At 63.5% G+C, this 23,957-nt stretch carries 20 protein-coding genes; 14 read left to right on the forward strand and 6 right to left on the reverse strand.

Annotated elements, in window-relative coordinates:
- Positions 1-57 precede the first annotated feature (57 nt).
- Positions 58-1,113, forward strand: coding sequence for an alcohol dehydrogenase catalytic domain-containing protein (locus RDV55_RS10325; protein WP_165835867.1), 1,056 nt, complete (start codon positions 58-60; stop codon positions 1,111-1,113).
- Here RDV55_RS10325 and RDV55_RS10330 read toward each other — a convergent pair.
- Genes RDV55_RS10330 through RDV55_RS10595 form a run of 3 tightly spaced genes read right to left on the reverse strand, consistent with a single transcriptional unit; the run spans position 1,110 to position 6,329 of the window.
- The gene (locus RDV55_RS10330; protein ID WP_111824208.1) at positions 1,110-4,241 is read right to left on the reverse strand and encodes a DEAD/DEAH box helicase; all 3,132 of its coding nucleotides are present in this window, start codon (positions 4,239-4,241) and stop codon (positions 1,110-1,112) included. The two genes, RDV55_RS10325 and RDV55_RS10330, sit on opposite strands and share 4 nt — an antisense overlap.
- A 39-nt stretch (positions 4,242-4,280) precedes the next feature.
- Positions 4,281-5,834: a DNA polymerase Y family protein gene (locus RDV55_RS10335; protein WP_111824259.1), complete on the reverse strand. Its 1,554-nt coding sequence runs from the start codon at positions 5,832-5,834 to the stop codon at positions 4,281-4,283.
- A 9-nt stretch (positions 5,835-5,843) separates the two neighbouring features.
- A complete protein-coding gene (locus RDV55_RS10595) occupies positions 5,844-6,329 on the reverse strand; it encodes an ImuA'/RecA-like NTPase (protein ID WP_111824207.1) in 486 nt (161 codons plus the stop codon).
- A gap of 129 nt (positions 6,330-6,458) precedes the next feature.
- On the opposite strand from RDV55_RS10595, the gene RDV55_RS10340 reads away from it, so the two are divergent.
- Both RDV55_RS10340 and RDV55_RS10345 read left to right on the forward strand, forming a co-directional pair.
- Complete coding sequence (locus RDV55_RS10340; protein ID WP_111824206.1) at positions 6,459-6,986, forward strand: YbhB/YbcL family Raf kinase inhibitor-like protein; 528 nt, start codon at positions 6,459-6,461, stop codon at positions 6,984-6,986.
- A gap of 5 nt (positions 6,987-6,991) precedes the next feature.
- Positions 6,992-7,453, forward strand: coding sequence for a tRNA (cytidine(34)-2'-O)-methyltransferase (locus RDV55_RS10345; RefSeq protein WP_111824205.1), 462 nt, complete (start codon positions 6,992-6,994; stop codon positions 7,451-7,453).
- An 89-nt stretch (positions 7,454-7,542) separates the two neighbouring features.
- Here the strand turns inward: RDV55_RS10345 and RDV55_RS10350 are convergent, their stop codons facing one another.
- Positions 7,543-8,034, reverse strand: a complete 492-nt coding sequence (locus tag RDV55_RS10350; protein WP_174703835.1) for a hypothetical protein — start codon at positions 8,032-8,034, stop codon at positions 7,543-7,545.
- A 212-nt stretch (positions 8,035-8,246) separates the two neighbouring features.
- Here RDV55_RS10350 and lpdA point away from each other — a divergent pair, with 212 nt between their 5' ends.
- Together lpdA and sucB are read left to right on the forward strand one after the other, a co-directional pair.
- Positions 8,247-9,620, forward strand: a complete 1,374-nt coding sequence (gene lpdA, locus RDV55_RS10355; protein ID WP_111824204.1) for a dihydrolipoyl dehydrogenase — start codon at positions 8,247-8,249, stop codon at positions 9,618-9,620.
- 27 nt (positions 9,621-9,647) lie between these two features.
- A complete protein-coding gene (sucB, locus tag RDV55_RS10360; protein ID WP_111824203.1) occupies positions 9,648-11,360 on the forward strand; it encodes a 2-oxoglutarate dehydrogenase, E2 component, dihydrolipoamide succinyltransferase in 1,713 nt (570 codons plus the stop codon).
- 64 nt (positions 11,361-11,424) lie between these two features.
- Here sucB and RDV55_RS10365 read toward each other — a convergent pair whose 3' ends face one another.
- Positions 11,425-12,774, reverse strand: a complete 1,350-nt coding sequence (locus RDV55_RS10365; RefSeq protein ID WP_111824202.1) for a protein kinase domain-containing protein — start codon at positions 12,772-12,774, stop codon at positions 11,425-11,427.
- Between the two features lie 103 nt (positions 12,775-12,877).
- Here RDV55_RS10365 and RDV55_RS10370 point away from each other — a divergent pair, with 103 nt between their 5' ends.
- The 5 genes from RDV55_RS10370 to RDV55_RS10390 all read left to right on the forward strand — a co-directional run bounded on the left by RDV55_RS10370 (position 12,878) and on the right by RDV55_RS10390 (position 17,440).
- Complete coding sequence (locus tag RDV55_RS10370) at positions 12,878-13,570, forward strand: DUF4191 domain-containing protein (RefSeq protein ID WP_111824201.1); 693 nt, start codon at positions 12,878-12,880, stop codon at positions 13,568-13,570.
- Between the two features lie 144 nt (positions 13,571-13,714).
- On the forward strand, positions 13,715-14,659 hold the full coding sequence (locus tag RDV55_RS10375; RefSeq protein WP_111824200.1) for an ABC transporter substrate-binding protein: 945 nt from the start codon (positions 13,715-13,717) through the stop codon (positions 14,657-14,659).
- A 96-nt stretch (positions 14,660-14,755) separates the two neighbouring features.
- The gene (locus RDV55_RS10380; RefSeq protein WP_111824199.1) at positions 14,756-15,700 is read left to right on the forward strand and encodes an ABC transporter substrate-binding protein; all 945 of its coding nucleotides are present in this window, start codon (positions 14,756-14,758) and stop codon (positions 15,698-15,700) included.
- Between the two features lie 7 nt (positions 15,701-15,707).
- Positions 15,708-16,670, forward strand: a complete 963-nt coding sequence (locus RDV55_RS10385) for an amino acid ABC transporter permease (protein WP_111824198.1) — start codon at positions 15,708-15,710, stop codon at positions 16,668-16,670.
- The gene (locus RDV55_RS10390) at positions 16,667-17,440 is read left to right on the forward strand and encodes an amino acid ABC transporter ATP-binding protein (RefSeq protein ID WP_111824197.1); all 774 of its coding nucleotides are present in this window, start codon (positions 16,667-16,669) and stop codon (positions 17,438-17,440) included. Before RDV55_RS10385 ends, RDV55_RS10390 begins: the two co-directional genes overlap by 4 nt.
- A gap of 69 nt (positions 17,441-17,509) precedes the next feature.
- Here RDV55_RS10390 and RDV55_RS10395 read toward each other — a convergent pair whose 3' ends face one another.
- Positions 17,510-19,123, reverse strand: a complete 1,614-nt coding sequence (locus RDV55_RS10395; RefSeq protein WP_111824196.1) for an ABC-F family ATP-binding cassette domain-containing protein — start codon at positions 19,121-19,123, stop codon at positions 17,510-17,512.
- A gap of 142 nt (positions 19,124-19,265) precedes the next feature.
- Between RDV55_RS10395 and RDV55_RS10400 the strand changes: the two genes are divergently transcribed.
- From RDV55_RS10400 to RDV55_RS10415, 4 genes are read left to right on the forward strand one after another with little or no spacing between them, the layout of a single operon-like run.
- Positions 19,266-19,955, forward strand: a complete 690-nt coding sequence (locus RDV55_RS10400; protein ID WP_111824195.1) for a queuosine precursor transporter — start codon at positions 19,266-19,268, stop codon at positions 19,953-19,955.
- The gene (gene tgt, locus RDV55_RS10405) at positions 19,952-21,277 is read left to right on the forward strand and encodes a tRNA guanosine(34) transglycosylase Tgt (RefSeq protein WP_111824194.1); all 1,326 of its coding nucleotides are present in this window, start codon (positions 19,952-19,954) and stop codon (positions 21,275-21,277) included. The genes RDV55_RS10400 and tgt overlap by 4 nt, the downstream gene beginning before the upstream one ends.
- Before the next feature lie 15 nt (positions 21,278-21,292).
- Complete coding sequence (gene ypfJ / locus RDV55_RS10410) at positions 21,293-22,189, forward strand: KPN_02809 family neutral zinc metallopeptidase (protein ID WP_111824193.1); 897 nt, start codon at positions 21,293-21,295, stop codon at positions 22,187-22,189.
- 51 nt (positions 22,190-22,240) lie between these two features.
- Positions 22,241-23,926 carry an AMP-binding protein gene (locus RDV55_RS10415; RefSeq protein ID WP_111824192.1) on the forward strand — a complete coding sequence of 562 codons (1,686 nt, stop codon included), beginning with the start codon at positions 22,241-22,243 and terminating at the stop codon, positions 23,924-23,926.
- The last annotated feature ends 31 nt before the right edge of the window (positions 23,927-23,957 follow it).

The following is a 23,957-nucleotide window of genomic DNA, read 5'->3' on the forward strand; positions in this document are numbered from 1 at the left end:
TCGCCAGGATGCACCCCTCACGCCACACGCACGCCGTATCCTGGACGCATGACCTCCATGCTCGCGGCGTCTCTTCACTCCCCCGGTGCCCTCACACTCGAAGAACGCCCAATCCCAAAGCTCGGCCCGCGCGACGTTCTCCTCTCCGTCGAGGCGACGACCCTGTGCGGCACGGACCTGCGTATCGCGACGGGACAGAAGACGAACGGCGTGCGCCGCGGAGTCGTCCTCGGCCACGAAATCGCAGCCCGCGTCTGGCGCCTGGGAGACGGGCTTACCGCGAACATTGACGTCCCCGCGCCGGGAACGCAAGTCGGCCTCGCGCCGGAGATCGCCTGCGGGCACTGTGAGCCATGCGCCAGTGGCCGCTCCAATGTGTGCGCGAACATGCGCCTGTTTGGAACGGGAGTTGACGGCGGGCTTGCGGACCTTATTCTCGTGCCGGAAGCGGCCCTCGCATGCATCACTCCCGTCGCTGCCGAGATCGCCCCACCCCTCCTCGCACTGGCAGAGCCACTCTCGTGCTGCATGCGCGCCACGACCCGTCTGCCCATCGACTCGCATGCGCGCATTCTTATCCTGGGAACCGGACCCATCGGCCTGATCCACTGCGCTCTCGCAGCTGACGCGGGAGCCCACGTCATGGCGTGCGGTCGGGCGGCGCGCCTTGAGCCGGCGCGCACAATGGGCGCGCAGGTAACGACTGACGCTCAGGGCGACACGCTCGTCGACGAGGTCCTGGAGTGGAGCAACGGAATGGGAGCAGACGTCGTCATCATCGCTGTCGGCGACCCCGGCCTCGTCCCAATCGCGGCCCAGTGCGCGCGCATCGGCGGCCACATCTCCTTCTTCGCTGGCTTCCCCGCCGGCGCGGTGGCCTCGATCGACCCCAACCTCGTTCACTACCGCGAGCTGACCATCAGCGGCAGCGCCAACGCAACACTTGACGACTACGCCGGCGCCGTCGAAGCACTCTCAAGCGGACGCGTTGACCTCTCGGCGCTCATCACGCACGAGTACGCCCTCACCCAGGTCAGTAGCGCTCTTGATGCCGTGCGAACGCGCGCAGGCCTCAAGATCGCCGTACGCCCCAAGGGTGCAACAGCCAACTAGTCGAGGAGGCCACGCAGGTCAGCCTCACTGAGCCGAGCGCCCGTTCCGGTACCGTTCATGACCGACGAGATAAGCTGACGCTTCCGGTCCTGCAACTCCACGACCTTCGCCTCGATTGTATCCGACGCGACCATGCGATAGACGTTCACTTTCTTCGTCTGACCGATGCGGTGAGCTCGATCAATGGCCTGTTCTTCGGCAGCAGGATTCCACCACGGATCCATGACGTAGACGTAGTCGGCCTCCGTCAGCGTCAGGCCCGAGCCACCAGCTTTGAGCGAAATCAAAAACACCTGAGCCTGCCCCACCCGGAACCTCTCAATGACCTCGGCTCGGCCGCGCGTGGACCCATCCAGCTGAACGACCGAGATGCCGCGCCGCTCCAGCACGTGACGAATGCGCGCCAGGAACGACGTGAACTGGCTGAAGACCAGCGCCCGGTGACCCAGCGGCACGATCTCATCCAGGCGGTCCGCCAGGTACTCGATCTTCGCCGAGCCGACGTGCGCGAACGACTCTTCAACGAGGGCCGGGTCAAGTGCCAGCTGCCGCAGCCTCGTAATCGAGGCGAGCACGGTCATTCGATTCGTTTCCACGTCGCGCAACAGGTCGAGGATCCGCGCGCGCTCGCGGACGAGGTACTGATCGTAGATGTGACGGTGTTCCTTGCCCAGATCGACGCGCACAACGTCGACGATCTTGTCGGGAAGATCGGGGGCGACCTCCTCTTTCGTGCGCCGCAAAACGAAGGGCGCGACGTAGGCACTGAGACGCTCCAGCATCGACGGGTCCACACCGTTTTCGATGGGCCTGCGCACCCGCTGCTGGAATACGTCCCACGGAGGAAGAAGTCCCGGGCAGGTGAGCGACAGGAGTGACCACAGGTCGCTCAGTGAGTTTTCAATCGGGGTGCCCGACACCGCCAGTTTCCACGGTGCTTCGAGATCGCGCAGTGCCCGGTAGGTGGCTGTGCGAGGATTCTTCACCGCCTGCGCCTCGTCGATGACGATGCCACCGAGGCTCACCCGGTTCCACTGCTGCGCTTCCAGGCGTGCCAGCGTGTAGGAGGTGACGACGATATCTGCGCCCATGACCTCCTGCGCGATCGTCGTACCGCGGCGGGTGGCCGTTTCAGTCACCGCACGCACGCTCAGCGCCGGCATGAAATGACGTGCCTGTTCGATCCACACGCCAACGACGGATGTCGGCGCGACGACGAGAACCGGTGCGCGCGCGTCCTCGGACTTCTCAGCGCGCAAGGCTGCCACGGCCGACAGGATCTGAACGGTCTTTCCCAGGCCCATGTCGTCCGCCAAGATCCCGCCGATACCGCGCGCCAGACGCGCCGTCAGCCACGCATGTCCTCGACGCTGGTACGGGCGCAGAATCGAACTCAACGAAGCGATGGGAGGTAACCCCGTGTCGGTCGAACCCCCTCGCAGAGGCGCGATACGCGAACGCCAGGCGTCGCTCAGGCTCACCCGGTCGGATGCGCTCGCGAGCATATCAACGATCCCGACCTGCATGGGTGTCAGTCGAATACCATCGCCATCCCAAGGCACCAGGGTGCGAGCCTCTTCCAAGAGCACAGCCAACGATCGGACGCGTTCTCCATCCAGGCGCACCCACACGCCCCCAACCTCGACGTAGTCTTGCCCGTTGGCGATCGCTTCAAGCGCATCACGAACGCTGATCGTGACGTCACCGAGGCGTAGCCGCATCTTCAAGTCGAACCAGTCGCGCTGGGCAAGATCCACGTTCAGGTCGACATCAAAGCCATCATCGTTCACGTCGATCCCGCGCACATCCTGAGCAACATCCCACACGAGGCCGTCCACGACCTCACGGTCGACGAAGTGGTCCAGGAAGGCCGGAACGAGCCACGGAGAGAGCCTACCCGCGTGCGGAGGGGCGGTCCACAGGCTCGCGTCACGCGCACGCCCCCACGAGTCGACACGGCGAACAATGGCTGCCACGGCCTCGTCCTGCGCGCAGTGGGAAACGGGAGTGCGCGAGCGCGACTCTCCCTGCTGATATTCAGCCCACCATCGCACCACAACCGATTCGTTGTCGCGGCGCACCGTCGCGACGAGGCCAACCTCGGGCCGCGCATCGGCGTCAAAACTCCCATCACAGGAGGCCATCGAGAAACGCCTGCGTAGCGCCGGGAGCCACGTGCCCCGGAACTCGGCGACGTCTGCCGCAGGAATAAGGAGTCCGTGATCCAGCGGAAAGCCCTCAAGAGCGCCAAGCCCCTCGATACGTGCGATCGTTCGTCCCCCATCCAGCAACAAAACGCTCGCGTCCCGATCGATTCGAGGCTTCGCGATGACGTCGCCACCGTTGCGTGCGACGACCCCGACCTCGAGGCCGTCGTCACCGGCGCGAACATCGATGTCTGCGTCCCACGTCGCGTGCGACAGCACCACCTGCTCGTCGGCCTCGGGCGACGCGTAGAGTTCGACACCTGCCCGAACGAGGCGCGCCAGCCACACGTAAGCATGCTCGCCTAGCGAAGTGAGTGTCACTTCCGTGCGCGAATGCCACGAACGCGATTCGCGCGAGAAGCGGTACCCCTCGCGCATCAGCGAGACGTGCGTCGGATCGAGCCCGTCTGTCACGGACGCCCACTGGGTCGCCGTCAGATCGAGCCATGAGGCCCTCTTCGTCGTCCACCGAGATGACACGCCACGGCGAAGCGGAATAAGAGAAGGCTCCTCGCCAGGATCATGAGCGTCGATCACGAGTGCCAGCGGCTCACCCATGCGATCGCGGTCTGCGCCCAGCATCTGGGCCAGAATGCGACTCCATTCGGGCACGCTACTGCGCTTTTCACGCGCATCTTCGCGCCCGACGATGAGGGTCGCAACCGCGTGTGGGCAGTCCCCTCGCAGCGGGCACCCGCACGCCAGAGACGGCCGCAGCGCTCCATCAGTGATACGCACGCGATAGGTCAGCCCGGCTTCCTTGACGCGCGCCTGTGCTTGCTGCCCGTCCTCGTCCCAAGAGAATTCCCGAACGGCACCACTACGGGCCAAGCGCAGGCCGTTAGCCCACGTCGCTGGTCCGACGAGCGCCATCATGTCGTCATCCGACATCGAGGCCAGCGCGTGCGACAGGGATACCATCCTTTCAGTCTACGGCACACCCTGTCGCCCGGCACCGGCTCACTGGGCCAACCCTTCCATCGCCCATTCACCATCCTTCCAGACAAGGAGAACGTCCCGACCATCCTCGAGCAAAGCCCTCATGTAGGCGCGAGGACGTTCCTCGACCCACCAGCGTCCCCCCACCGGCCAGGGGCCCTCCACACGGACGATTGCAACGCGCCGTCCCCTCCTTGAGGAGGAAAGCGAACAGTCATGTTCAGCCACTAGATAGGCGGGAGCCGCGCTCAGTGCTCCCCTCTGGTCTACGCGCACATTGTCGAACGCACCCGACGCGCTGACAATCCTCACCCGCACAGGCACATCGAAAAGCGTTGCCGGAGGCTGGGATATGCAACCCTCCCACGCTCCCTCACGCGGACGCAGGCGGGGCTTAGTGCCCCATCTGGCCATCACGACACGGCTACGCGGATCGTATCCTCCCTGCACGCGCGGCACCAGCAGCGCGTCCGGCCCCGCCATGCCCTGGATGCGCACGACGCTGCGTGAGACGTCACGCTCACGGTCTGCACGCCCCCACAGCGCTGACGCACTGCGCCCCGCCCGTGGATCACATGCTGTGACGCGTATGCAGGTTACCGCTCCACTGGGCCCTTCGATGCCGGACGTCCATCCCGCGAGCGTCCACCGCACGCGCAGAGCAACCTCGTCAGCCGCGCACACATCGCATCCACTCCACGTGCGAGTTCGCTGACCGCCTCCGGCGTCCTCCACGTCGATGCGCAGCGTCTGCGAGACAAGTCCACCCTGTCCCAACCTTTGCGCGAGGTCTCGCGCGATGCGCGAAATGGGGACCATCATCGTGTCGACGGATTCCCCGCCTGCATCGATCTCACTCTCCATCGTAATGTCGGGCTGGATGCGTTCGGCAGGCGCAATGGCGCTGTCGCCTCCGGATGCAAGGATCCAGAGCTGCTCACCGACGTCCCCAAAACGCTCGCACACTCGCGCGCGCCCCAGTGCCAGAAAATCCGCACAGGTCAGGATGCCCAGTCCCTGCAGAAGCTCGATAGCGTCTGCCGCCCTGTCGACCATCGCCGCAGGAAAGGCCCACAGCGTATCACGTAACGGAATACGCCCCAGGAATGATTGGCTGTCGCCGGAGGGGACGATGCGCCCCTCGCGCGCCGCCTCTAGGGATGCGACCGGGCCGTCCGCAATACCCACGAAGCATTCGACTCCAACAGCTTCCTCGATCGCCGACACCAGAGCTGAGGCAGCACCCTCCTCGCTTCCGTGCCAGCGGGCGGGGCCTCGCGCCCGACACCTGGCCAAGCCCGGTCGCACGCACTCGACCCCGGCCGCCACCGAGTCGAATGCATCGACAACCGCGCTAAACGCCCTGGCCTCGCGATCAGGGTCTCGCGGCAGGCAGAGGAGATCGGGGCATAAATACGTCGCTTCCCGCACGCTCATGCCGCTCCTGACTCCGGCGCGCCGAGCCGCCGCGCTGGCCACCTCTATTCGTTCGCCGTGTACGACGGCTCCGGCTCCACCCGGCGGCAGGTCGACCACGAGGCAGTGGACGGGCCAGTCGGGCACCCACACCACCATGTCACGCACCTATACCACCAGCCGCATTCGCCGTCGCTCCTGCGGGGCTCGAGAAAGCCCCCGCCAGGGTCGAAGAGTCACGATGGTGCGTCCCATTGATCGGGCCCGTGCCGCAAGGGTCCGCTGTTGCGGACCGGACAGTTCGGGAAGGTCAAGACAGACAACGTCGCAGGCATCTATGAGAAGGGAGCACAGGTCACCCACCTGATGTTCCTTTTCCGCGTTCAGCACGAGCACACGGTCAAGTTCCATCCCCTGCTGGGCAGCCCACTCCCAGCCAATATCGCCGACTCCGCAGAAGCTAATCCAACCGCCGGACGGGCACACCGAGATGAGTAAGCGAATGAGTTCAGCTCTGCCCATCGGCCCCAGGACAACGGGAGAGGGCGCAGACTTCACGCCCTCAATGTCGTCGTGCGCTCGCAGGCCAACAGCCCGTTCGGCACGGTTCAAGACGTCGCGGGCAGCGAGTAGCCGCGCATGCGCATCGGTCATCACTCCCCCTCCCAACAATAGAACATCTGTTCGATAGTAGAAGTGTAGAAGCACGCTCACACACCTGCGTCCCGAACACCGATCACGCGCGAATAGGACACAATGGATGCACCGAGAAAAGGAGCACGCATGAACATCGATCAGCGCCCCGTCGCCCCCACCCCCTACGAAAGCATGGACGTTCCCACATTCACACTGACGTCGAGCGTCCTGACCGACGGAGCGCCGATGCCCGAGTCGGCGACCGCCGAGGCAGGTTCCCTCTCCCCAGACCTCACGTGGAGCGACTTCCCGGAAGAGACGGCGAGCTTCATGCTGACCTGTTTCGATCCGGATGCTCCGGTCCCTTCGGGCTGGTGGCACTGGGCGATCCTCGACATTCCAGCGTCCATGACTCACCTGGAGGCAGGCGCTGGAGCCTCCGACCTCATGCTGGACGGACCGGCATTCCACCTGCGTGGCGACGCGGGAGAAGCATCCTACTTCGGGGCCGCTCCTCCAGTCGGCGACCGCCCCCACCGCTACGTATTCACGGTGCACGCTCTCGACACGGATTCCCTGGGGCTGGACGACGACGCGACCCCGACCATGGCCTCGTTTGTGGCACTCGAGCACACGATTGCCCGCGCATCACTGACCGTCACCCACCAGGCGTGAGGATTATGCTGCACATTATTTTCTGGGAGCCGGAAATCCCCGGGAACACGGGGGCCGCCATTCGACTGTCCGCATGCACGGGATCGATGTTGCACCTGGTCAAGCCCCTGGGCTTCGACATGGATGACGCGAAACTTCGCCGTGCCGGACTGGACTACCACGACCTCGCACACGTGCGGGTCCACGATTCATTGGATGACGCGCTCGCCCAGGTCCCGGGACGCGTCTGGGCGCTCACAGGTCACGCCACCACCATGTACTCCGACGTCACCTATGCGGATGGCGACGGCCTTCTCTTTGGGCGCGAATCAGTGGGGCTGTCCGAAGAAGCGATGAACCATTCGCGTGTGCGCGATCGTGTTCGCATTCAGATGGTTGAAGGCGTGCGTTCCCTCAACCTAGCGAACTCCGCATCGATAGTCCTGTACGAGGCCTGGCGTCAGCTCGGCTTCCCGGGAGGCGTCTAACCCCCGATAGGCGACAGCAAACGAGGCTCGGGGTGAATCGCTCCACCGAGCCTCGTTTACTGTCGTTCACCCCTTGACGAGGCCGTGGCTCAGCCCGCTTTCCACGGGACCGAAGGGCGCTCGACCTGCTCCGCGAGAGAGACAATCCTGCGCGGGTTCGAGCGCCACATCCAGATCAGTCCAATGATCGACACGACGAGCGGAAGGTAAAAGAAGTCCGCACCGAAGCCAGTCCATGCGGAGCGAGCCGAATTCAGTTCATCAAGGCCAAGCGACGCGACCCAGAGGATGATCGGGATAGCGATCGACAGCGAAATGGTCACCCAGCCAACCAAGCGCATACGCCTCCCATTGTGCGTCAGCGCCGTGGCCGCGACGAGATAATCGATACCCGCGAGCAGTGCGACGATGCGCGGACCCCACGCCTGCCCCTGGGCCTGAAAAAGGTCAAGGATGGCCATGACGAGGATCCAGGCTCCGAGAAGCCAGAACATTGCGATGATGATGCGGCCCAGTCCAAGCGACGGCGGGCGCTGATCGCCCACACCGGCGGCCTTATTCGTTGTGTCATGTCCGTGCACGACACCGATCCTACCGAGAGCACAGAAGCTACGCATCGCATTGGCGAGACCTTCAAACAGAAGGAACCCCATGTGGCCTGATACACCGCGACGGAACATCAAGCTTCAAGACAGCGTTACACAAACGTGGGACAATGGGCCTACGAGGACCGTGAGGCCCGCCATGAAAACAACCATCTGAGCTTCGGCTCATCAACAAGGAGTTTTAGACCTTGAGCGAATCGACCTACGACATTGTCATTCTGGGTGCGGGTTCCGGCGGCTACGCGACCGCCCTGCGCGCTGCGCAGCTCGGCATGAAGGTCGCCCTCATCGACGGCGATAAGGTGGGCGGCACCTGCCTGCACCGCGGCTGCATCCCGACGAAGGCGTACCTGCACGCCGCTGAGACTGCCGAGGCCGTGCGCGAGTCGTCGAAGTTCGGCGTCGCATCCACCTTCAATGGCATCGACATGGCTCAGGTGGGCAAGTACCGCGACTCGGTCATCTCGGGCCTGTACAAGGGTCTGCAGGGTCTGCTTAAGTCCCGCAATGTTGAGGTCATCTCCGGCTGGGGTCGCCTCGCCGACGCAAGCACCGTTGAGGTCAACGGTCAGCGCATCACCGGCCGCAACATCGTGTTGGCCACCGGCTCCTACTCCCGCTCGATTCCCGGCCTCGAGATCGGTGGGCGCGTGATTTCCTCCGACCAGGCCCTTCAGATGGACTGGGTCCCCTCTTCTGCGGTGATCCTCGGCGGCGGCGTTATCGGCCTGGAGTTTGCTTCCGTGTGGCGCAGCTTCGGTGCCGAAGTCACCATCATCGAGGCTCTGCCCCACCTCGCCAACAACGAGGATGAGGCCATTTCCAAGCAGCTCGAGCGCGCCTACCGTAAGCGCGGCATCAAGTTCCACACGAACACGCGCTTCGCCTCGGCGACCCAGAACGAGCAGGGCGTGCACGTCACGACCGAAGACGGCAAGGCTTTCGACGCCGACGTCCTCCTGGTCGCCGTTGGTCGTGGCCCCGTCACCGAGGGCCTGGGCTACGAGCAGGCCGGCATCACCCTGGATCGTGGCTTCGTTATCACCAACGATCGTCTGCACACCGGCGTCGGCAACATTTACGCGGTCGGCGACATCGTCCCCGGCCTACAGCTCGCGCACCGCGGCTTCATGCAGGGCATTTTCGTCGCTGAAGAGATCGCCGGCCTAAACCCGACGATGCAGGCCGATATCAACATCCCGCGCGTCACCTTCTGCGAGCCGGAGATCGCCTCCGTCGGCATGACCGAGAAGCAGGCGCGCGACAAGTTTGGTGACCAGGTGCGCACCGTCGAGTACAACCTCGCCGGAAACGGAAAGTCGTCTATCCTGGCCACATCGGGCATCATCAAGCTGGTTTCCGTCGAGGGCGGTCCGATCGTGGGCTTCCACGGTATCGGCGCGCGCATCGGCGAGCAGATTGGTGAGGGCGAGCTCATGGTGAACTGGGAGGCGTATCCCTCGGACGTCGCTTCCCTGATCCACGCGCATCCCAGCCAGAACGAGTCGCTTGGCGAAGCGGCAATGGCGCTGGCAGGCAAGCCGCTCCACGTCCACAACTGACCGACAATCTTTATTAGGAGAACACACATGGCAACTTCAGTGACCATGCCCGCTCTGGGCGAGTCCGTCACCGAGGGCACCGTCACCACGTGGCTCAAGCAGGTCGGCGACACCGTCGAGCTCGACGAACCCATCGTTGAGGTGTCCACGGACAAGGTCGACTCCGAGGTCCCCTCCCCCGTCGCCGGCGTCCTGCTGGAGATCCTGGTCCCCGAGGATGAGACCGTCGAGGTTGGCACCGAGATCGCTCGTATTGGCGACGCCTCCGAGGCGTCGGCAGCCCCCACCGCTGCTCCCGCCGCCGCCAACGAGGCACCGGCTCCCGCGCCAACGCCCGCCGAGGCTGCGACGCCTGCCGCTGCCGCCGCTCCGGTCCAGGGCACCGAGGTGCGCATGCCCGCGCTGGGCGAGTCCGTCACCGAGGGCACCGTCACCACGTGGCTGAAGTCCGTGGGCGACGCCGTCGAGGCCGACGAGCCGCTGCTCGAGGTGTCCACGGACAAGGTCGACTCGGAGGTCCCCTCCCCCGTCGCCGGTTTCCTCGCTGAGATCCGCGTCCCCGAGGACGAGACCGTCGAGGTTGGCACCGTCGTCGCGATCATCTCCTCATCGGCTCCCTCTGCTGCTCCCGCCGCCGAGGCTGCCGCACCTGCTGCGCCGGCTGCTCCCGCGGCACCCACCGCACCTGCTGCTCCCGCCGCCCCCGTGGCACCGGCCGCGCCGGTTGACCCGTTCCCGAACGCTTCGACGCTCGCTCAGACGGCTTCCACCGCCCCGGTCGTCGAAACTTCCGCTGCCGTGACCGGCTCCGTCTACGTGACCCCAATCGTGCGCAAGCTTGCCCGCGAGCTCGGCGTTGATCTGGCAACCGTATCGGGCACCGGTGTCGGTGGCCGCGTGCGTCGCGAGGACGTTGAGGCCGCTGCGGCTGCTGCACGTGCCGCCGTTGCAGCGCCCGCGGCTCCCGAGGCTCCGGCTGCCCCGGCAGCCCCGCAGCCCGCCGCCGTTCGCGAGCCTTCGCCGCTGCGCGGCACGACCGAAAAGATGTCGCGTCTGCGTCAGACAATCGCGCGCCGCATGGTCGAGTCGCTTCAGACCGCCGCACAGCTCACCACGGTCATCGAGGTTGACGTCACCAAGGTTGCCGTCCTTCGCGCACGCTCGAAGGATGCCTTCCTAGCCAAGCACGGCACCAAGCTAACCTTCCTGCCCTTCTTCGTGAAGGCTGCAACCGAGGCCCTCGCCTACCACCCGAAGATCAACGCGACCATCAACGACAAGGAGGTCACGTACTTCGACTACGAGCACGTGGGCATCGCCGTCGATACGCCGCGCGGTCTCCTCGTACCGGTCATGAAGAACGCGGGTGACAAGGACATCGCCGGTATCGCCGCGTCGATCAACGACCTGGCGGCCCGTACCCGCGACTCGAAGATCGGGCCCGATGAGCTCTCCGGCTCGACGTTCACGGTGACCAACACCGGTTCGGGCGGCGCGCTCTTCGATACGCCGGTCCTCAACATGCCCGAGACCGCGATCATGGGTGTCGGCACGATCGTCAAGCGCCCCGTCGTCATGAAGGGAGCCGACGGCACCGACGTGATCGCGATTCGCTCGATGGTGTACCTGTCGCTGTCCTACGATCACCGTCTGGTCGACGGCGCGGACGCCTCGCGCTTCCTGATGGATGTGAAGAAGCGTCTTGAGGAAGGAGCGTTCGAGGCCGACCTGGGCCTGTGATCGCCACTCGTCGCGCATGATGGGGTGGGTCCGCTTGGCGGATCCACCCCATCGCTATTTCCAGCTACCCCGCATTGCCCGGTCCCGAGCCACTTTGCCCCGTGCCTGACTCGACTGGCTGCGCCTTCACGACTTTGCCGGACACGGGATCGATGCGGATCACGAGTTCCGTCGCTGTGGGTGTGTCGCGTGTTTCGCATCCACTCGAGCGACACGTTTGCGAAGACTGAAGGGTAAGCGTCGCGCCGACCTCGATCGCGCCCGGCTCACAGGAGAGCACGGATACGTCTCCAACGTGCGATGACAGCTCGGTCACGCGCACCCCTTCAGCCTGCATCGACGCAATGCGCGCTCTGTCCTGTTCCAGAAGTTCCCCGCCCAGGACCGCATCGAGAGCACTTGCGTCGCCGTTCATCACCGCCTCGTCTCGGGTCCGGATGGCGCGGTTGATCGTGGCGGACAGCGAGGACGCGTCACACGCGGCCACACTCTGCGCAGAGCTTTGTACGCTGGCCGCCTGCTCGGGTGTACTTTCCGCCGTCACGCTCGGTGTTGCCTCCCGCAGTCCGTAGGCTACGATCGAGACGCCTGCGACGATAGCGATGACACCGGCGGCGAGCACACTGAGCGTCCTGAGGCGGGCGCCCGCCACTCTGCCAGACGCGTGCCGCCGGCGCGTAGACGTGGGTACGGCGAGCGGCGTCGACGCTGCGTCGATCTGGGTGTCCTCGCGCAGCGCAGCCGCCCGCAACTGCGCGATCACGCGCTCAGGATCGACGGGTTCGCGCACGATGACGTGCTCGTCGGGCTCGCCGACCGTGCGAGTGTCCCCCGCGTCGCTCACGGATGAGTCCGCAACACCCAGGTGCGTCAGTTCCTCGTCCATGTTCAGCAGAGTCGCGATGCGAGCGAGGCATTGGCGATCGACATCCGTGCCGCTACTGTCGAGGCTCCAGCCCGGGGTCCCTTGCCCCTCACCGATCTCATCAATGAGGTCGATGATGACTGCGCGCCCTTCGGGCGTGATCATGATGTTGGCCGGCGTCAGGTCTCCGTGTGCGATCCCCGCGGAGTGCAGGGCACTCAATCCCGCCGCTACCCCCTGTATGATCTGGCGCCGTGTTGCGATCGGGCGCAAGTCGGGCGAACCTAGTTCAGTGTCGAGCGTTCGTCCGACGACGTAGTCCTCAACGATCGCCCAGCGGCCATCGTCAGAGCGCACAACGTCGCGCAGGGCGACCACGTGGCGTGAGTTAACGGATGCCCAGGCCTTCCAGCGCGCGAGGCACCGCTCCCCCTCGCGTGACGAACGGAGCGCGAGCAAAGCATCACCGTCTTCGGTGCGTGTCCTCCACATCGGACCGGAGCTGCCGATGTGAAAGACCTGTCCGACTTCATATCCGCCGATGTTCATGAACCCATTGTCCAAAGATGATTTATGTGATGCAACTCATGTCACAAAGCGCCTGGTCGGACGGGCGCTTTCACTTATCTTCTCCGCATAGAATAATGGCGCTATGAGTGAATCGAATCCCCCCGCTAAGAGGCGCTTCTACCAGAACATCCTCGACGCATACCGCCTGACCGCACGCACATACCCCGCGCTCCCGTGGATGCTTCTCGGAACAGCCGCAGCAGTCATCACCGCCTTCATGCTGGTAGCGTGGCTCAGCAACACCTCGTGGATTGGCTGGCTCGTTGTCGGCATCATGGGGTCATTCACCGCCGCTCTCGCACTTCTGAGCCTCCTGGCGCGCCGTGCGCTGTATTCCCAGGTTGAGGACACAGCCGGTGCCGTCAAGGTGGCCCTGTCTCAGATTCAGCGCGGCTGGGTGATTCCGGAGCAGCCTGTTGCCTACACGCGCGAGCAGGACCTCGTCTGGCGCATCGTCGGCCGCGCCGGCGTCGTCCTCATTTCCGAGGGCCCCTCATCCCGGGTGCGCCCGCTTCTCCAGGCCGAGGCAAAGCGGGTGACGAAGGTGATGCGCAACGTCCCCGTCCATCAGATCCAAGTGGGCCGCGACGAGGGCCAGGTGGCACTCAAGGATCTTCAGCGAGAGCTTCGCAAGCTCAAGAACGTATTGACTCCCGAGGAGGTTCCTCAGGTCTCCGCGCGCATCAACGCACTTCGCTCCGGCGAACCTCCGATCCCGAAGGGCATCGACCCTCTACGCGCGAAGCCGTCGCGCCGAGCTCTTCGAGGCAACTAAGCGACGCTATCAAGTGGGCAAGCACCGGGTGCTTGCCCACTTGACATATCCACGATCCGAGACACACTAGACATGCATACTATGCGAGTGCTTGCATATTCAGTACATCTTCTAGCTGACACACGGATACCGAGGAACATAATCATGCACGCGAAGAACATTCTGACAGTCCTCACCTTGACCGCGACGGCCGCAGCACTCGCAGCCTGCGCCGACCCAACGACCAACACGGACACGCAGGGCACAGACTCGAAGGACTCGACCGCGACAAACGCAGCACACACCTCTTATGACGTATCAGCAATTCCGACCGTCGACGAGATTGCGGCGCTAGTACCGGAGGACATCAAGAAGCGGGGCACTCTCCGCAATGGAGCCTCGACCGGCTACGCTCCCGCGGAATACATGGATGCCGACGGGCAAACCCCCATCGGATACGACATCGACATCAACAAGGCGCTCGCCAAGGTCATGGGCCTGCATGAGGGTGAGACCAAGCACTCCGAATTCCCGACGATCATCCCCGCACTGGGTACCAAGTTCGACGTGGGCATCTCTTCGTTTACCATCACCTCCGAGCGCGAGCACCAGGTCAACATGGTGTCCTACCTCAATGTTGGCTCTGCATGGGGTGTCGCAGCCGGAAACCCGAAGAATTTTGATCCCTCAGAACCATGCGGCTCCACCGTCGCAGTACAGACCGGAACCGCCCAGGAGGAGTATGCAGCCACCCTCTCCAAGGAGTGCGTTGCGGCCGGAAAGAGCAAGATCACGGTCATGCCTCACGAGCTGCAGACGGACATCGCAACCAAGCTCATTGGCGGTCAGTACGACGCGACGCTCGCGGACTCCACAGTCATCGGCTACGCGAGCTCCCAGTCCGCCGGAAAGATCGAGCAACTTGGCGATACTTTTGAGTCTGCTCCACAGGGCGTAGCGATCGCTAAGGACGACGCGCAGCTGACCGAAGCGATCCAGAAGTCCATGCAATACCTGATGGACAACGGCTACCTGAAGGACATCCTGGCCACCTACGGTGCCGATAATGCCGCACTCACCACCGCCGACCTCAACCCGCACGTCGACTGAGACGCGACTCGCCGCGCATAATATGCGCATGCATGCATAAGGGTGCATAATGGTAGCATTCACGGGCTTTGGCCCACCCCCATCGGAAGGCACACCATGACCATCTCGAAGGCACACGCCCTCATCGTTTTCGCGGCCGCCGCGGCTCTCCCCCTCTCCGCGTGCGCGGATCCGACGTCACCTAGCTCGTCGACAAGCGAAGCGGCAAGCTCCACGGCCACCGCTTCCACGACCTCGTACGACGTGGCGGCGATCCCGACCGTCGATGAGATTGCGGCTCTCCTCCCGAACGAGGTAAAGACGCGAGGCACGCTGCGAAATGGTGCTTCCGCCGACTACGCACCGGCCGAGTTCCTCGGCGACGATTCACAGACCGCGCAGGGCTACGATGTCGACATTAACAAGGCGCTGGCAAAGGTGATGGGCCTCAACGAAGGCACGACGAACCATGCCGAGTTCCCGACCATTATTCCGGCGCTGGGCACCAAGTTCGACGTGGGCATCTCTTCGTTCACGATCACGTCCGAGCGCGAGGAGCAGGCGAACCTGATCTCCTACGTGCAGGTTGGCTCTGCTTTCGGTGTCGCCGCGGGCAACCCGAAGAACTTTGATCCGTCTAACCCGTGTGGAAAGACGATCGGGGTGCAGACCGGCACCGCGCAAGAAGACTATGCGACCGAGCTTTCCGATCAGTGTGTGGCCGACGGCAAGGACAAGATCACGATCATGCCGCACGAACTCCAGACCGACATCGCCACCAAGGTGATCGGCGGGCAGTACGATGCCACCCTGGCTGACTCGACGGTCATCGGATACACCGCTTCTCTGTCGGGCGGCAAGATTGAGCAGGTCGGCGACGTTGTCGAGTCCGCCCCGCAGGGCATCGCCGTCAACAAGAACGACAAGCAGCTGACGCAGGCCGTCCAGAAGGCGATGCAGTACCTGATGGACAACGGTTACCTGAAGGACATTCTGGGGGCATACGGCGCAGAGAGCGCCGCGCTGACCACCGCCGAGTTGAACCCGGCGACAAACGACTGAGGAACTCATGGCAATCACAAAAGACGGCGTCGAGCTGATCGACGCGAAACCGGTGCCTCGCCCGGGGAGGTGGGCAAGCGCTATCGTCGCCGCGATTCTCGCGGCAATGACAGCCCACGCACTCGTAACCAACGTGAACTTCCAGTGGCAGGTCGTTTTCGAATGGCTGTTCTCACGTTCGATCTTGCAAGGTGTGCTCTTCACGATCATTTTGACCGTCCTCGCGATGGTCGTGGGTACGGCCCTAGCCATCACGATGGCAATCATGCGTCAGTCCGTGAACCCGGTCCTGCGCTGGCTTGCGATGGCCTACATCTGGTTCTTCCGCGGCACACCTATCTACACGCAGCTGATTTTCTGGTCCCTGCTGCCCACCCTCTACCCAACACTGTCATTTGGTGTGCCTTTCCTTGGGTCGCTGTGGGGCTGGGAGCTGCCCTTTGACACGGCCACCTATTTCACTCCCTTCTGGATGGCGTTCATTGGGCTCGGCCTGAACGAGGGCGCATATCTCGCAGAGATCATGCGCGCCGGCCTGCTGAGCGTCTCCAAGGGCCAGTGGGAGGCCGCCACCGCTCTGGGCATGCCGCGCGCGACGATCTTCCGTCGTATCATCTTGCCGCAGGCGATGCGCGTTATCGTGCCGCCGATCGGCAACGAGACGATTTCGATGCTCAAGACGACCTCTCTGGTCTCGGCGATTCCCTTCACCCTCGAGCTCACGTTCATCGCGCGTCAGCGTGGCCAAGCGACGTTCGCCCCCGTGCCGCTTCTGATTGCCGCAGCGATCTGGTACCTCGTCATCACGAGCCTGTTGATGTGGATTCAGTCCTTCATCGAGAAGTACTACGGCAAGGGCTTCGAGCGTCGTGACAACGCCGGGACCGATTCCCCTGCCACCTCGTCTACCTCTGAGGACGATCACAAGGCTCAGGCCACCAAACTCAAGTTTTTGGATGTGACACCATGACGACCGTAACGCCGATGGTCTCCGTTCGCGGAGTCCACAAGTTCTTTGGTGACCTGCACGTTCTGCGGGGCATTGACCTGGACATTGCTTCCGGTGAGGTGTGCGTTATCCTCGGCCCCTCGGGCTCGGGCAAGTCAACGCTCCTGCGTTGTTTGAATATGCTCGAGGACATTAGCGCCGGTCGCGTGTTCGTCGATGGCGAGCTGCTCGGCTACCGCGAGGATGAGGGCGGTACGCTGCACGAGCGCCACGACAAGGAGATTGCGGCCCAGCGCTCTCGAATTGGCATGGTGTTCCAGCGCTTCAATCTCTTCCCGCACAAGACGGCGCTGGAGAACGTGATGGAGGCACCCGTTCAGGTCCTCAAGCGTTCGAAGAGCGAGGCGCGCTCCCAGGCGCTTGAACTCCTCGATCGAGTGGGTCTTGCCGATCGTGCGGACCACTACCCCGCTGAGCTCTCCGGCGGTCAGCAGCAGCGCGTCGCGATTGCCCGTGCTCTAGCCATGGATCCGGAGATTATGCTCTTCGACGAGCCGACCTCGGCGCTCGATCCAGAGCTGGTTGGCGAGGTCCTCCAAGTTATGCAGGACCTGGCCGCGTCCGGCATGACGATGGCAGTTGTCACCCACGAGATCGGCTTCGCTCGCGAGGTTGCCGACCAGGTCGTCTTCATGGACGCAGGCGTCATCGTCGAGGCCGGAACTCCTTCCGATGTCATCGACAACCCGCAGTCGGAGCGCACGAAGGAGTTCTTCTCCAAGGTGCTCTGAGGGCAACGACGGGGCCGGGGCTGGGTATTCCCAGCCCCGGCCTTTGTCGCAGCGGCGGCGCTCCTGCAGTCAGGTGAGGGTGACGAGGTCCAGGTAGCTCTCGTCCCACAGGTCCTCATCAGCATCGGGAAGGAGCAGGACGCGCTCCGGATTGAGGGCCGTGACGGCTCCCGGATCGTGCGTCACGAGAATGACAGCACCCTCGTAGTCACGAAGCGCTGCGAGAATCTCCTCGCGCGAAGCCGGATCCAGGTTGTTTGTCGGCTCGTCGAGAAGGAGGACGTTGGCGCCGGAGACCACCAAGGTTGCAAGAGCGAGTCGCGTCTTTTCGCCCCCCGACAGAACGGACACGGGCTTGTCGACATCGTCGCCTTGGAACAGGAATTGGCCCAAGATGTTGCGCACGTGCGTGTCATCCAGCGCCGGTGCGGCCTCGGCCATGTTCTCGCGGATGGTACGTCTATCGTCCAGGGTCTCGTGCTCCTGAGCGTAATACCCGAGCTTGAGCCCGTGACCGGGCACGACGCGGCCCGAGTCGGGCTCCTCGATGCCGGATAGCAGGCGCAGGAGCGTCGTCTTTCCCGCGCCGTTGAGGCCAAGGACAACAACCTTGGAACCTCGGTCGATAGCGAGATCAACGCCGGTGAACACTTCGAGCGAGCCGTAGGACTTAGACAGTCCTTCGGCGCTGAGGGGAACGCGCCCCGACGGTGCCGGGTCAGGAAAGCGCAGGCGCGCAACTTTCTCTTGAGCCACCTCGGTGCCCGCCTGGGCGAAGAGTTCCTCCGCTCGGCGCAGCATCTGCTGAGCGGCGACGGCCTTCGTGGCCTTCGCCCGCATCTTCTCTCCCTGGGCCTTGAGGTGCTCAGCCTTCTTCAAAGCGTTCGCTCGCTCTTTGCGGCGACGGCGTTCGTCTTCCTCGCGCTGCTTGAGATAGGCGGACCACCCGAGATGGTAGATGTCTACCTGCGCTCGGTTTGCATCCAGGTAGAACACCTGGTTGACGGTGTCGCCGAGGAGCTTAACATCGTGGGAGATGATCATGACGCCGCCGGGGAATGTCTTGATCCAGTCGCGCAGCCACACGATCGAGTCGTGGTCGAGGTGGTTCGTGGGTTCGTCGAGGAGCAACACGTCAGCACCTGAGAAGAGCACTCGGGCAAGTTCAACGCGACGCCGTTGGCCACCCGACAGCGTGTCGAGCCTCTGGTCGAGGACGCGGTCTTCGAGGCCCAGTGAGTGGGCGATCTGTGCGGCCTCGGCGTTGGCAGCCCAGCCACCGGAGTTGGTGAACTGCTGATCGAGCTTGACGTAGCGCTCCATCGCGCGCTGCTGACGAGCCCCTTCGGTCGTGGACATCTCGTGTTCAGCCTTGCGGATGCGCGCGATGATCGAGTCGATGCCGCGCACGGAAATAATGCGATCGCGCGCCTTCATCTGCGGATCACCGACGTGCGTGTCCTGCGCGAGGTACCCGACGGTGCCGTTGGAAGAGATCGTCCCCGTGTACTCGGCAGCGCCGCCGCGATCGGCTTCGCCCGCAAGAAGGCGCATCGTCGTCGTCTTGCCGGCACCGTTTCGGCCCACCAGACCGATGCACATGCCCTTATCAATACGGAAGCTCGCGTGGTTGACGAGCTCGCGGGCACCGATACGCAATGAGAAATCCTGGACGTTGATCACCCTCCAAGAGTAAAGGGAGGGGTGCCTGTGGGCGAATCAACCCACGCCGCGTAGCCTCCCGATGCGCGCTACGGCACGACAAGCAGGCACAATGGATGCGCAGTATTACCGTCATTTATTCGCCCTGTGAGGTTTTTCCACCATGTCCGACAGCCCCATTCCGTCTGGATCGGCGCGCCCCACGCGCGCCCTTGACATCGTCTCCGTTGCCTTCGTCGCACTGCTGATCATCTCCAACATCGCCGCGACCAAGGCGTTCATGCTCGGCACGTCCACGCACTATCTGATTTTCGACGGAGGCGCAATCCTCTTTCCGCTGACGTACATCATCGGCGATGTGCTCTCGGAAGTGTACGGTTTTGCGCGCGCTCGACGCGTCATCGTTATGGGTTTTGTCGCCTCGCTTCTGGCGTCCCTGACGTTCTTCATCGTTCAGTACCTCCCTCCTGCGCCCGATTACGAGAACCAGGATGCGTTTGCGGCTGTTCTCGGTGTCGTGTGGCGCGCGGTGCTGGCATCCCTCGTTGGCTACCTGGCTGGCCAGCTCCTCAACTCCTACGTTCTCGTATGGATTCGTCGCCGCTGGGGTTCGAAGCACCTGTGGGCGCGACTCATCGGCTCGACGATCGTGGGTGAAGCCGCAGACACGATTCTCTTCTGCACTATTCTGTTCTACGGAGAGATGACGTTGGGTAACTTCATCAACTACACGGTCACCGGGTACTTCTACAAGGTCCTCCTGGAAGTGATCCTGCTCCCCCTCACTTATCCGGTTATTGCCGCAATCCGCCGCACGGAGGGACTCAAGAAGGACGAGGTCTTCGATCGATGAACGACAACTGGCTCTGCGCCCCTGCCCCCGAACAACTCACGCCGTTCGAGGCCCCGGCCTCGTCGGGGGGCCACTCCCCCGACCGTGGATTCACAATCGGCACACGCCTCGATACGCACGGCTGCCTTGGGCGCACCGGCGTCGTTCATACCGCGCACGGTGACATCCGCACCCCGGCTTTCATTCCCGTCGGTACGAAGGCGAACGTCAAGGCGCTCACTCCAGAGATGGTTCGAGGCCTGGGTGCGCAGGCGGTTCTCGCCAACGCCTACCATCTGTATCTTCAGCCCGGGTCCGACATCGTTGACGACGCCGGCGGCTTCGCTCAGTTCATGAACTGGTCGGGCCCTACCTTCACCGATTCGGGAGGTTTTCAGGTCCTGTCCCTGGGTGCAGGCTTCAAGAAGGTCCTGTCGCAGGAGTTTTCCGGCAAGGCTGACCCGACCGATCCCGCCGTGCAGATGCAGGCCATCAAAGCATCCCATGCCGTCGTGGACAACGACGGCGTGATCTTCTCCAGTCACATCGATGGCACGAAGCATCGCTTCAATCCCGAGGTGTCGATGGGGATCCAGCATCAGCTCGGCAGCGACATCATGTTCGCATTTGATGAACTCACAAGCCTACTGCACCCGCGCTCCTATCAGGAAGAGTCCCTCGAGCGCACGCACGCCTGGGCGGCCCGCTGCCTCTCCGAACACAAGCGCCTCACCGAGGAACGTTCGCATAAGCCCTATCAGCAGCTCTGGGGCGTCATTCAGGGCGCACAGTGGGAGGATCTGCGTCGCCAGGCCGCACGCACGATGGCCGACATGGACGTGGAGGGCCAGCGTTTCGACGGATTCGGAGTGGGAGGTGCGCTCGAAAAGGAGAACCTCGGCACCATCGTGTCGTGGGTGTGCGAGGAACTGGGCGAGGATCGCCCTCGACACCTGCTCGGCATCTCCGAACCCGAGGATCTCTTTGCTGGCGTAGCCGCGGGCGCTGACACTTTCGACTGTGTGAATCCTTCGCGCGTCGCGCGCAACGCCGCGATCTACAGCCCCGACGGTCGTTTCAACATTACGAACGCCCGTTTCAAGCGCGATTTCACGCCGCTTGTCGAAGGCTGCGAATGCTACACCTGCACGCACTACACGCGCGCTTACCTTCATCACCTCTTCAAGGCTAAGGAAATCCTGTCTGCGACGCTTGCCACCATTCACAACGAGTGGTTTACTCTGCGACTCGTCGACAGCATCCGCGACTCGATCGAGGAAGGATGTTTTGATGAGTTCCGTTCCGATATGCTTGGCCGCTACGAGGCCGGACGACGACGCTAACAACAGGGAGCAGCCATGAGCTTTAACGACAATATTCGCTTGGATCCGTCCCGCGTCGGTACTTCCGGCGCCGGACGTAAGGTGGCGGGCGTCGGAGGAGGATCTCTCCTCGGAGTCCTTCTCATCATCGGTTTCTCCTACTTCACGGGCATCGATCTGACGAGCCTTTTGTCCTCGTCACCGCAAACCTCGTCGTCATCTTCTTCGTCGGTCGATGTGTCGTCGTGCCAAACGGGCGCGGACGCGAACGAGCGCGTGGAGTGTCGCATGGTTGCCACCGCGCAATCTCTCGACGCGGTGTGGAAGACGCAGCTGTCCGCACAAGACACCTCCGTCAACTACGAGCTTCCCGACTTCCAGATCTTCACGGATTCGGTGTCGACCGCCTGCGGCAACGCAACGAGCGCGGTTGGTCCGTTCTACTGCCCCGGCGACTCCACCGTCTACCTGGATCTCAGCTTCTTTAACGAGATGGTCTCGCGCTACGGTGCCTCCGACTCGGTGCTCGCACAGGAGTACGTCGTCGCCCACGAGTGGGGTCATCACATCCAGAATCTTCAGGGCGTCTTCCGCTCCCATGACACGCGCGAGACGGGCGCTCAGGGGGCCGGCGTGCGCAGCGAGCTGCAGGCGGACTGCTACGCGGGCGTGTGGATGCACTGGGCTTCCAACACCCCCGATCCGACAACAGGTACACCTTACCTGAAGACGCCGACTGCCGATCAGATCCTGGGGGCCCTTCAAACCGCTCAGGCCATCGGCGACGATCGCTTGCAGGCCAAGTACCAGGGCTCTTCCAATCCGGAAAGCTGGACGCACGGTAGCGCCGACCAGCGCGCTGCATGGCTACAGCGCGGCCTCGACTCCGGCGATATCTCGACGTGCGACACCTGGAGTGCTTCTCGGGTGTGAGTAGTTCTGCTGCTCGGTACAATTGAGTTCGCCGATTCGCAGGAGGAAGTCATGACACGCAGCATCGTTGAGCAGGCTCACGAAGTCTACGACGCGGTCCCCTACGAGGTGCCCGTGCCGGACGAGTCCCTGTACACCCTCCTCGACGATGCCGCGCGTCTCTACCCTGATCGCGTGGCCCTTGATTACTTTGGTGCCACCACCACCTATTCACAGGTTCGTGCTCAGGTACTGAAGGCCGCGCGTGTCCTGCACGAGGCCGGGGTGCGCTCCGGGGATACGGTTGCTATCGCACTTCCAAACTGCCCGCAGGCATTCGTCGCTTTCTATGCCTGCATGCGTATCGGTGCCGTTGCCGCGCAGCACAACCCGCTCGCGCCGGCTGCGGAGGTTGCGGGGCAGTTGAGCCGCCACGGCGCCGCGGTCGCGATCGTGTGGGAAAAGTGCGTCGACGCGTATCCTCTTGATGTCCTCGACACCGTGTTCACGGTGGATATTTCACATGGCATGCCCACTTCCCAGCGCTTTTTGCTCACACTCCCCGTCGCTCGGGCACGCGAGACGCGTGAACAGCTGCGTGGACCCGTGCCCTCGGGCACGCGATCGTGGGACCGCGCCATTGCCTCGTCAACTCCGATTGCGTCATCCCACCCGCTGCCGTCGGTGACTGACCGCGCCGTCATCCTGCATACGTCGGGCACCAACGGCGTTCCCAAGTCCGCTCCCCTCACGCACCGCAACATCGGCGTTAACGTCAATCAGTGCGTGTTCTGGGTGTGGAAGCTGCACGAGGGTGCGGAGACGTTCTTTTCTCTGCTCCCCTACTTCCATGCGTTTGGACTGACCTTCTTCCTGTGTGCCGCGGTCCGTAAGGCAGCCACGCAGGTGCTGCTACCAAAGTTCGATGCGCGTATGGCTCTCGACGCGCATAAGCGCCGTCCGGTGTCTTTCTTCGTCGGCGTTCCACCGATGTTCGATCGCATCCTGCGCGAGGCCACGCGGACGCACACCGACATCAGCTCCATCCGCTACTCGGTGGCGGGAGCAATGCCTCTGTCGACTGCGCTTGCCCAGCAGTGGGAAGAAGCCACCGGCGGCATGATCGTCGAAGGCTACGGCCTGTCCGAAACCGCTCCGGTCCTCACGGGCGCGCCCCTGTCCGACAAGCGCCGCCACGGCGTGCTCGGGGTGCCGTTCCCGTCCACGCAGCTGCGCCTCGTTTCCCTCGAGGACGACACCGAAGACGTCGAGGACGGGCAGGTCGGCGAGATCATCGTACGCGGTCCACAGGTTTTCGAAGGCTACCTGGATGCACCAGATGAGAGCGCCCGCGTCTTTACCTCCGAGGGATGGTTCAAGACCGGTGACATCGGAGTCAACAACGACGGCTTCATCACGATGGCGGACCGCAAAAAAGAGCTGATTCTTTCCGGTGGTTTTAACGTGTACCCCTCCCAGGTGGAGGAGGCAATTCGGTCCCATCCGGCCGTCTCCGACGTCGCTGTCGTCGGCGTACCCGTGTCCGATGCGACCGAGGAGGTCACCGCAGCAATCATCATGGAAGACGGCAATTCGCCGCTCACGCTCGAGGAAGTGCGCACCTGGGCAGAAAAGACGATCGCCCACTACGCGCTCCCCCGCCAACTGGTGATCATCGCCGAGTTACCCCGCAACCAGATGGGCAAGATCCTGCGCCGTAAGGTCGCGCAGCTCGTGCGCGAGGCTCTGGGGCGCTGACTCTTTCGAGGAGCTCCACCCTCGAGCTCTC

The organism is Schaalia odontolytica, from assembly GCF_031191545.1.
Classification (GTDB): Bacteria; Actinomycetota; Actinomycetes; order Actinomycetales; family Actinomycetaceae; genus Pauljensenia; species Pauljensenia odontolytica.

Coding starts and splice junctions, on each gene's coding strand:
- RDV55_RS10370 (WP_111824201.1), top strand. CDS start 12,878: ATGAGTGAATCGAATCCCCCCGCTAAGAGGCGCTTCTACCAGAACATC.
- ypfJ (WP_111824193.1), top strand. CDS start 21,293: ATGAGCTTTAACGACAATATTCGCTTGGATCCGTCCCGCGTCGGTACT.
- RDV55_RS10340 (WP_111824206.1), top strand. CDS start 6,459: ATGAACATCGATCAGCGCCCCGTCGCCCCCACCCCCTACGAAAGCATG.
- RDV55_RS10380 (WP_111824199.1), top strand. CDS start 14,756: ATGACCATCTCGAAGGCACACGCCCTCATCGTTTTCGCGGCCGCCGCG.
- RDV55_RS10365 (WP_111824202.1), bottom strand. CDS start 12,774: ATGAACATCGGCGGATATGAAGTCGGACAGGTCTTTCACATCGGCAGC.
- RDV55_RS10345 (WP_111824205.1), top strand. CDS start 6,992: ATGCTGCACATTATTTTCTGGGAGCCGGAAATCCCCGGGAACACGGGG.
- tgt (WP_111824194.1), top strand. CDS start 19,952: ATGAACGACAACTGGCTCTGCGCCCCTGCCCCCGAACAACTCACGCCG.
- RDV55_RS10390 (WP_111824197.1), top strand. CDS start 16,667: ATGACGACCGTAACGCCGATGGTCTCCGTTCGCGGAGTCCACAAGTTC.
- RDV55_RS10400 (WP_111824195.1), top strand. CDS start 19,266: ATGTCCGACAGCCCCATTCCGTCTGGATCGGCGCGCCCCACGCGCGCC.
- RDV55_RS10330 (WP_111824208.1), bottom strand. CDS start 4,241: ATGGTATCCCTGTCGCACGCGCTGGCCTCGATGTCGGATGACGACATG.
- sucB (WP_111824203.1), top strand. CDS start 9,648: ATGGCAACTTCAGTGACCATGCCCGCTCTGGGCGAGTCCGTCACCGAG.
- RDV55_RS10595 (WP_111824207.1), bottom strand. CDS start 6,329: ATGACCGATGCGCATGCGCGGCTACTCGCTGCCCGCGACGTCTTGAAC.
- RDV55_RS10325 (WP_165835867.1), top strand. CDS start 58: ATGCTCGCGGCGTCTCTTCACTCCCCCGGTGCCCTCACACTCGAAGAA.
- RDV55_RS10385 (WP_111824198.1), top strand. CDS start 15,708: ATGGCAATCACAAAAGACGGCGTCGAGCTGATCGACGCGAAACCGGTG.
- RDV55_RS10415 (WP_111824192.1), top strand. CDS start 22,241: ATGACACGCAGCATCGTTGAGCAGGCTCACGAAGTCTACGACGCGGTC.
- RDV55_RS10375 (WP_111824200.1), top strand. CDS start 13,715: ATGCACGCGAAGAACATTCTGACAGTCCTCACCTTGACCGCGACGGCC.
- RDV55_RS10335 (WP_111824259.1), bottom strand. CDS start 5,834: ATGGTGGTGTGGGTGCCCGACTGGCCCGTCCACTGCCTCGTGGTCGAC.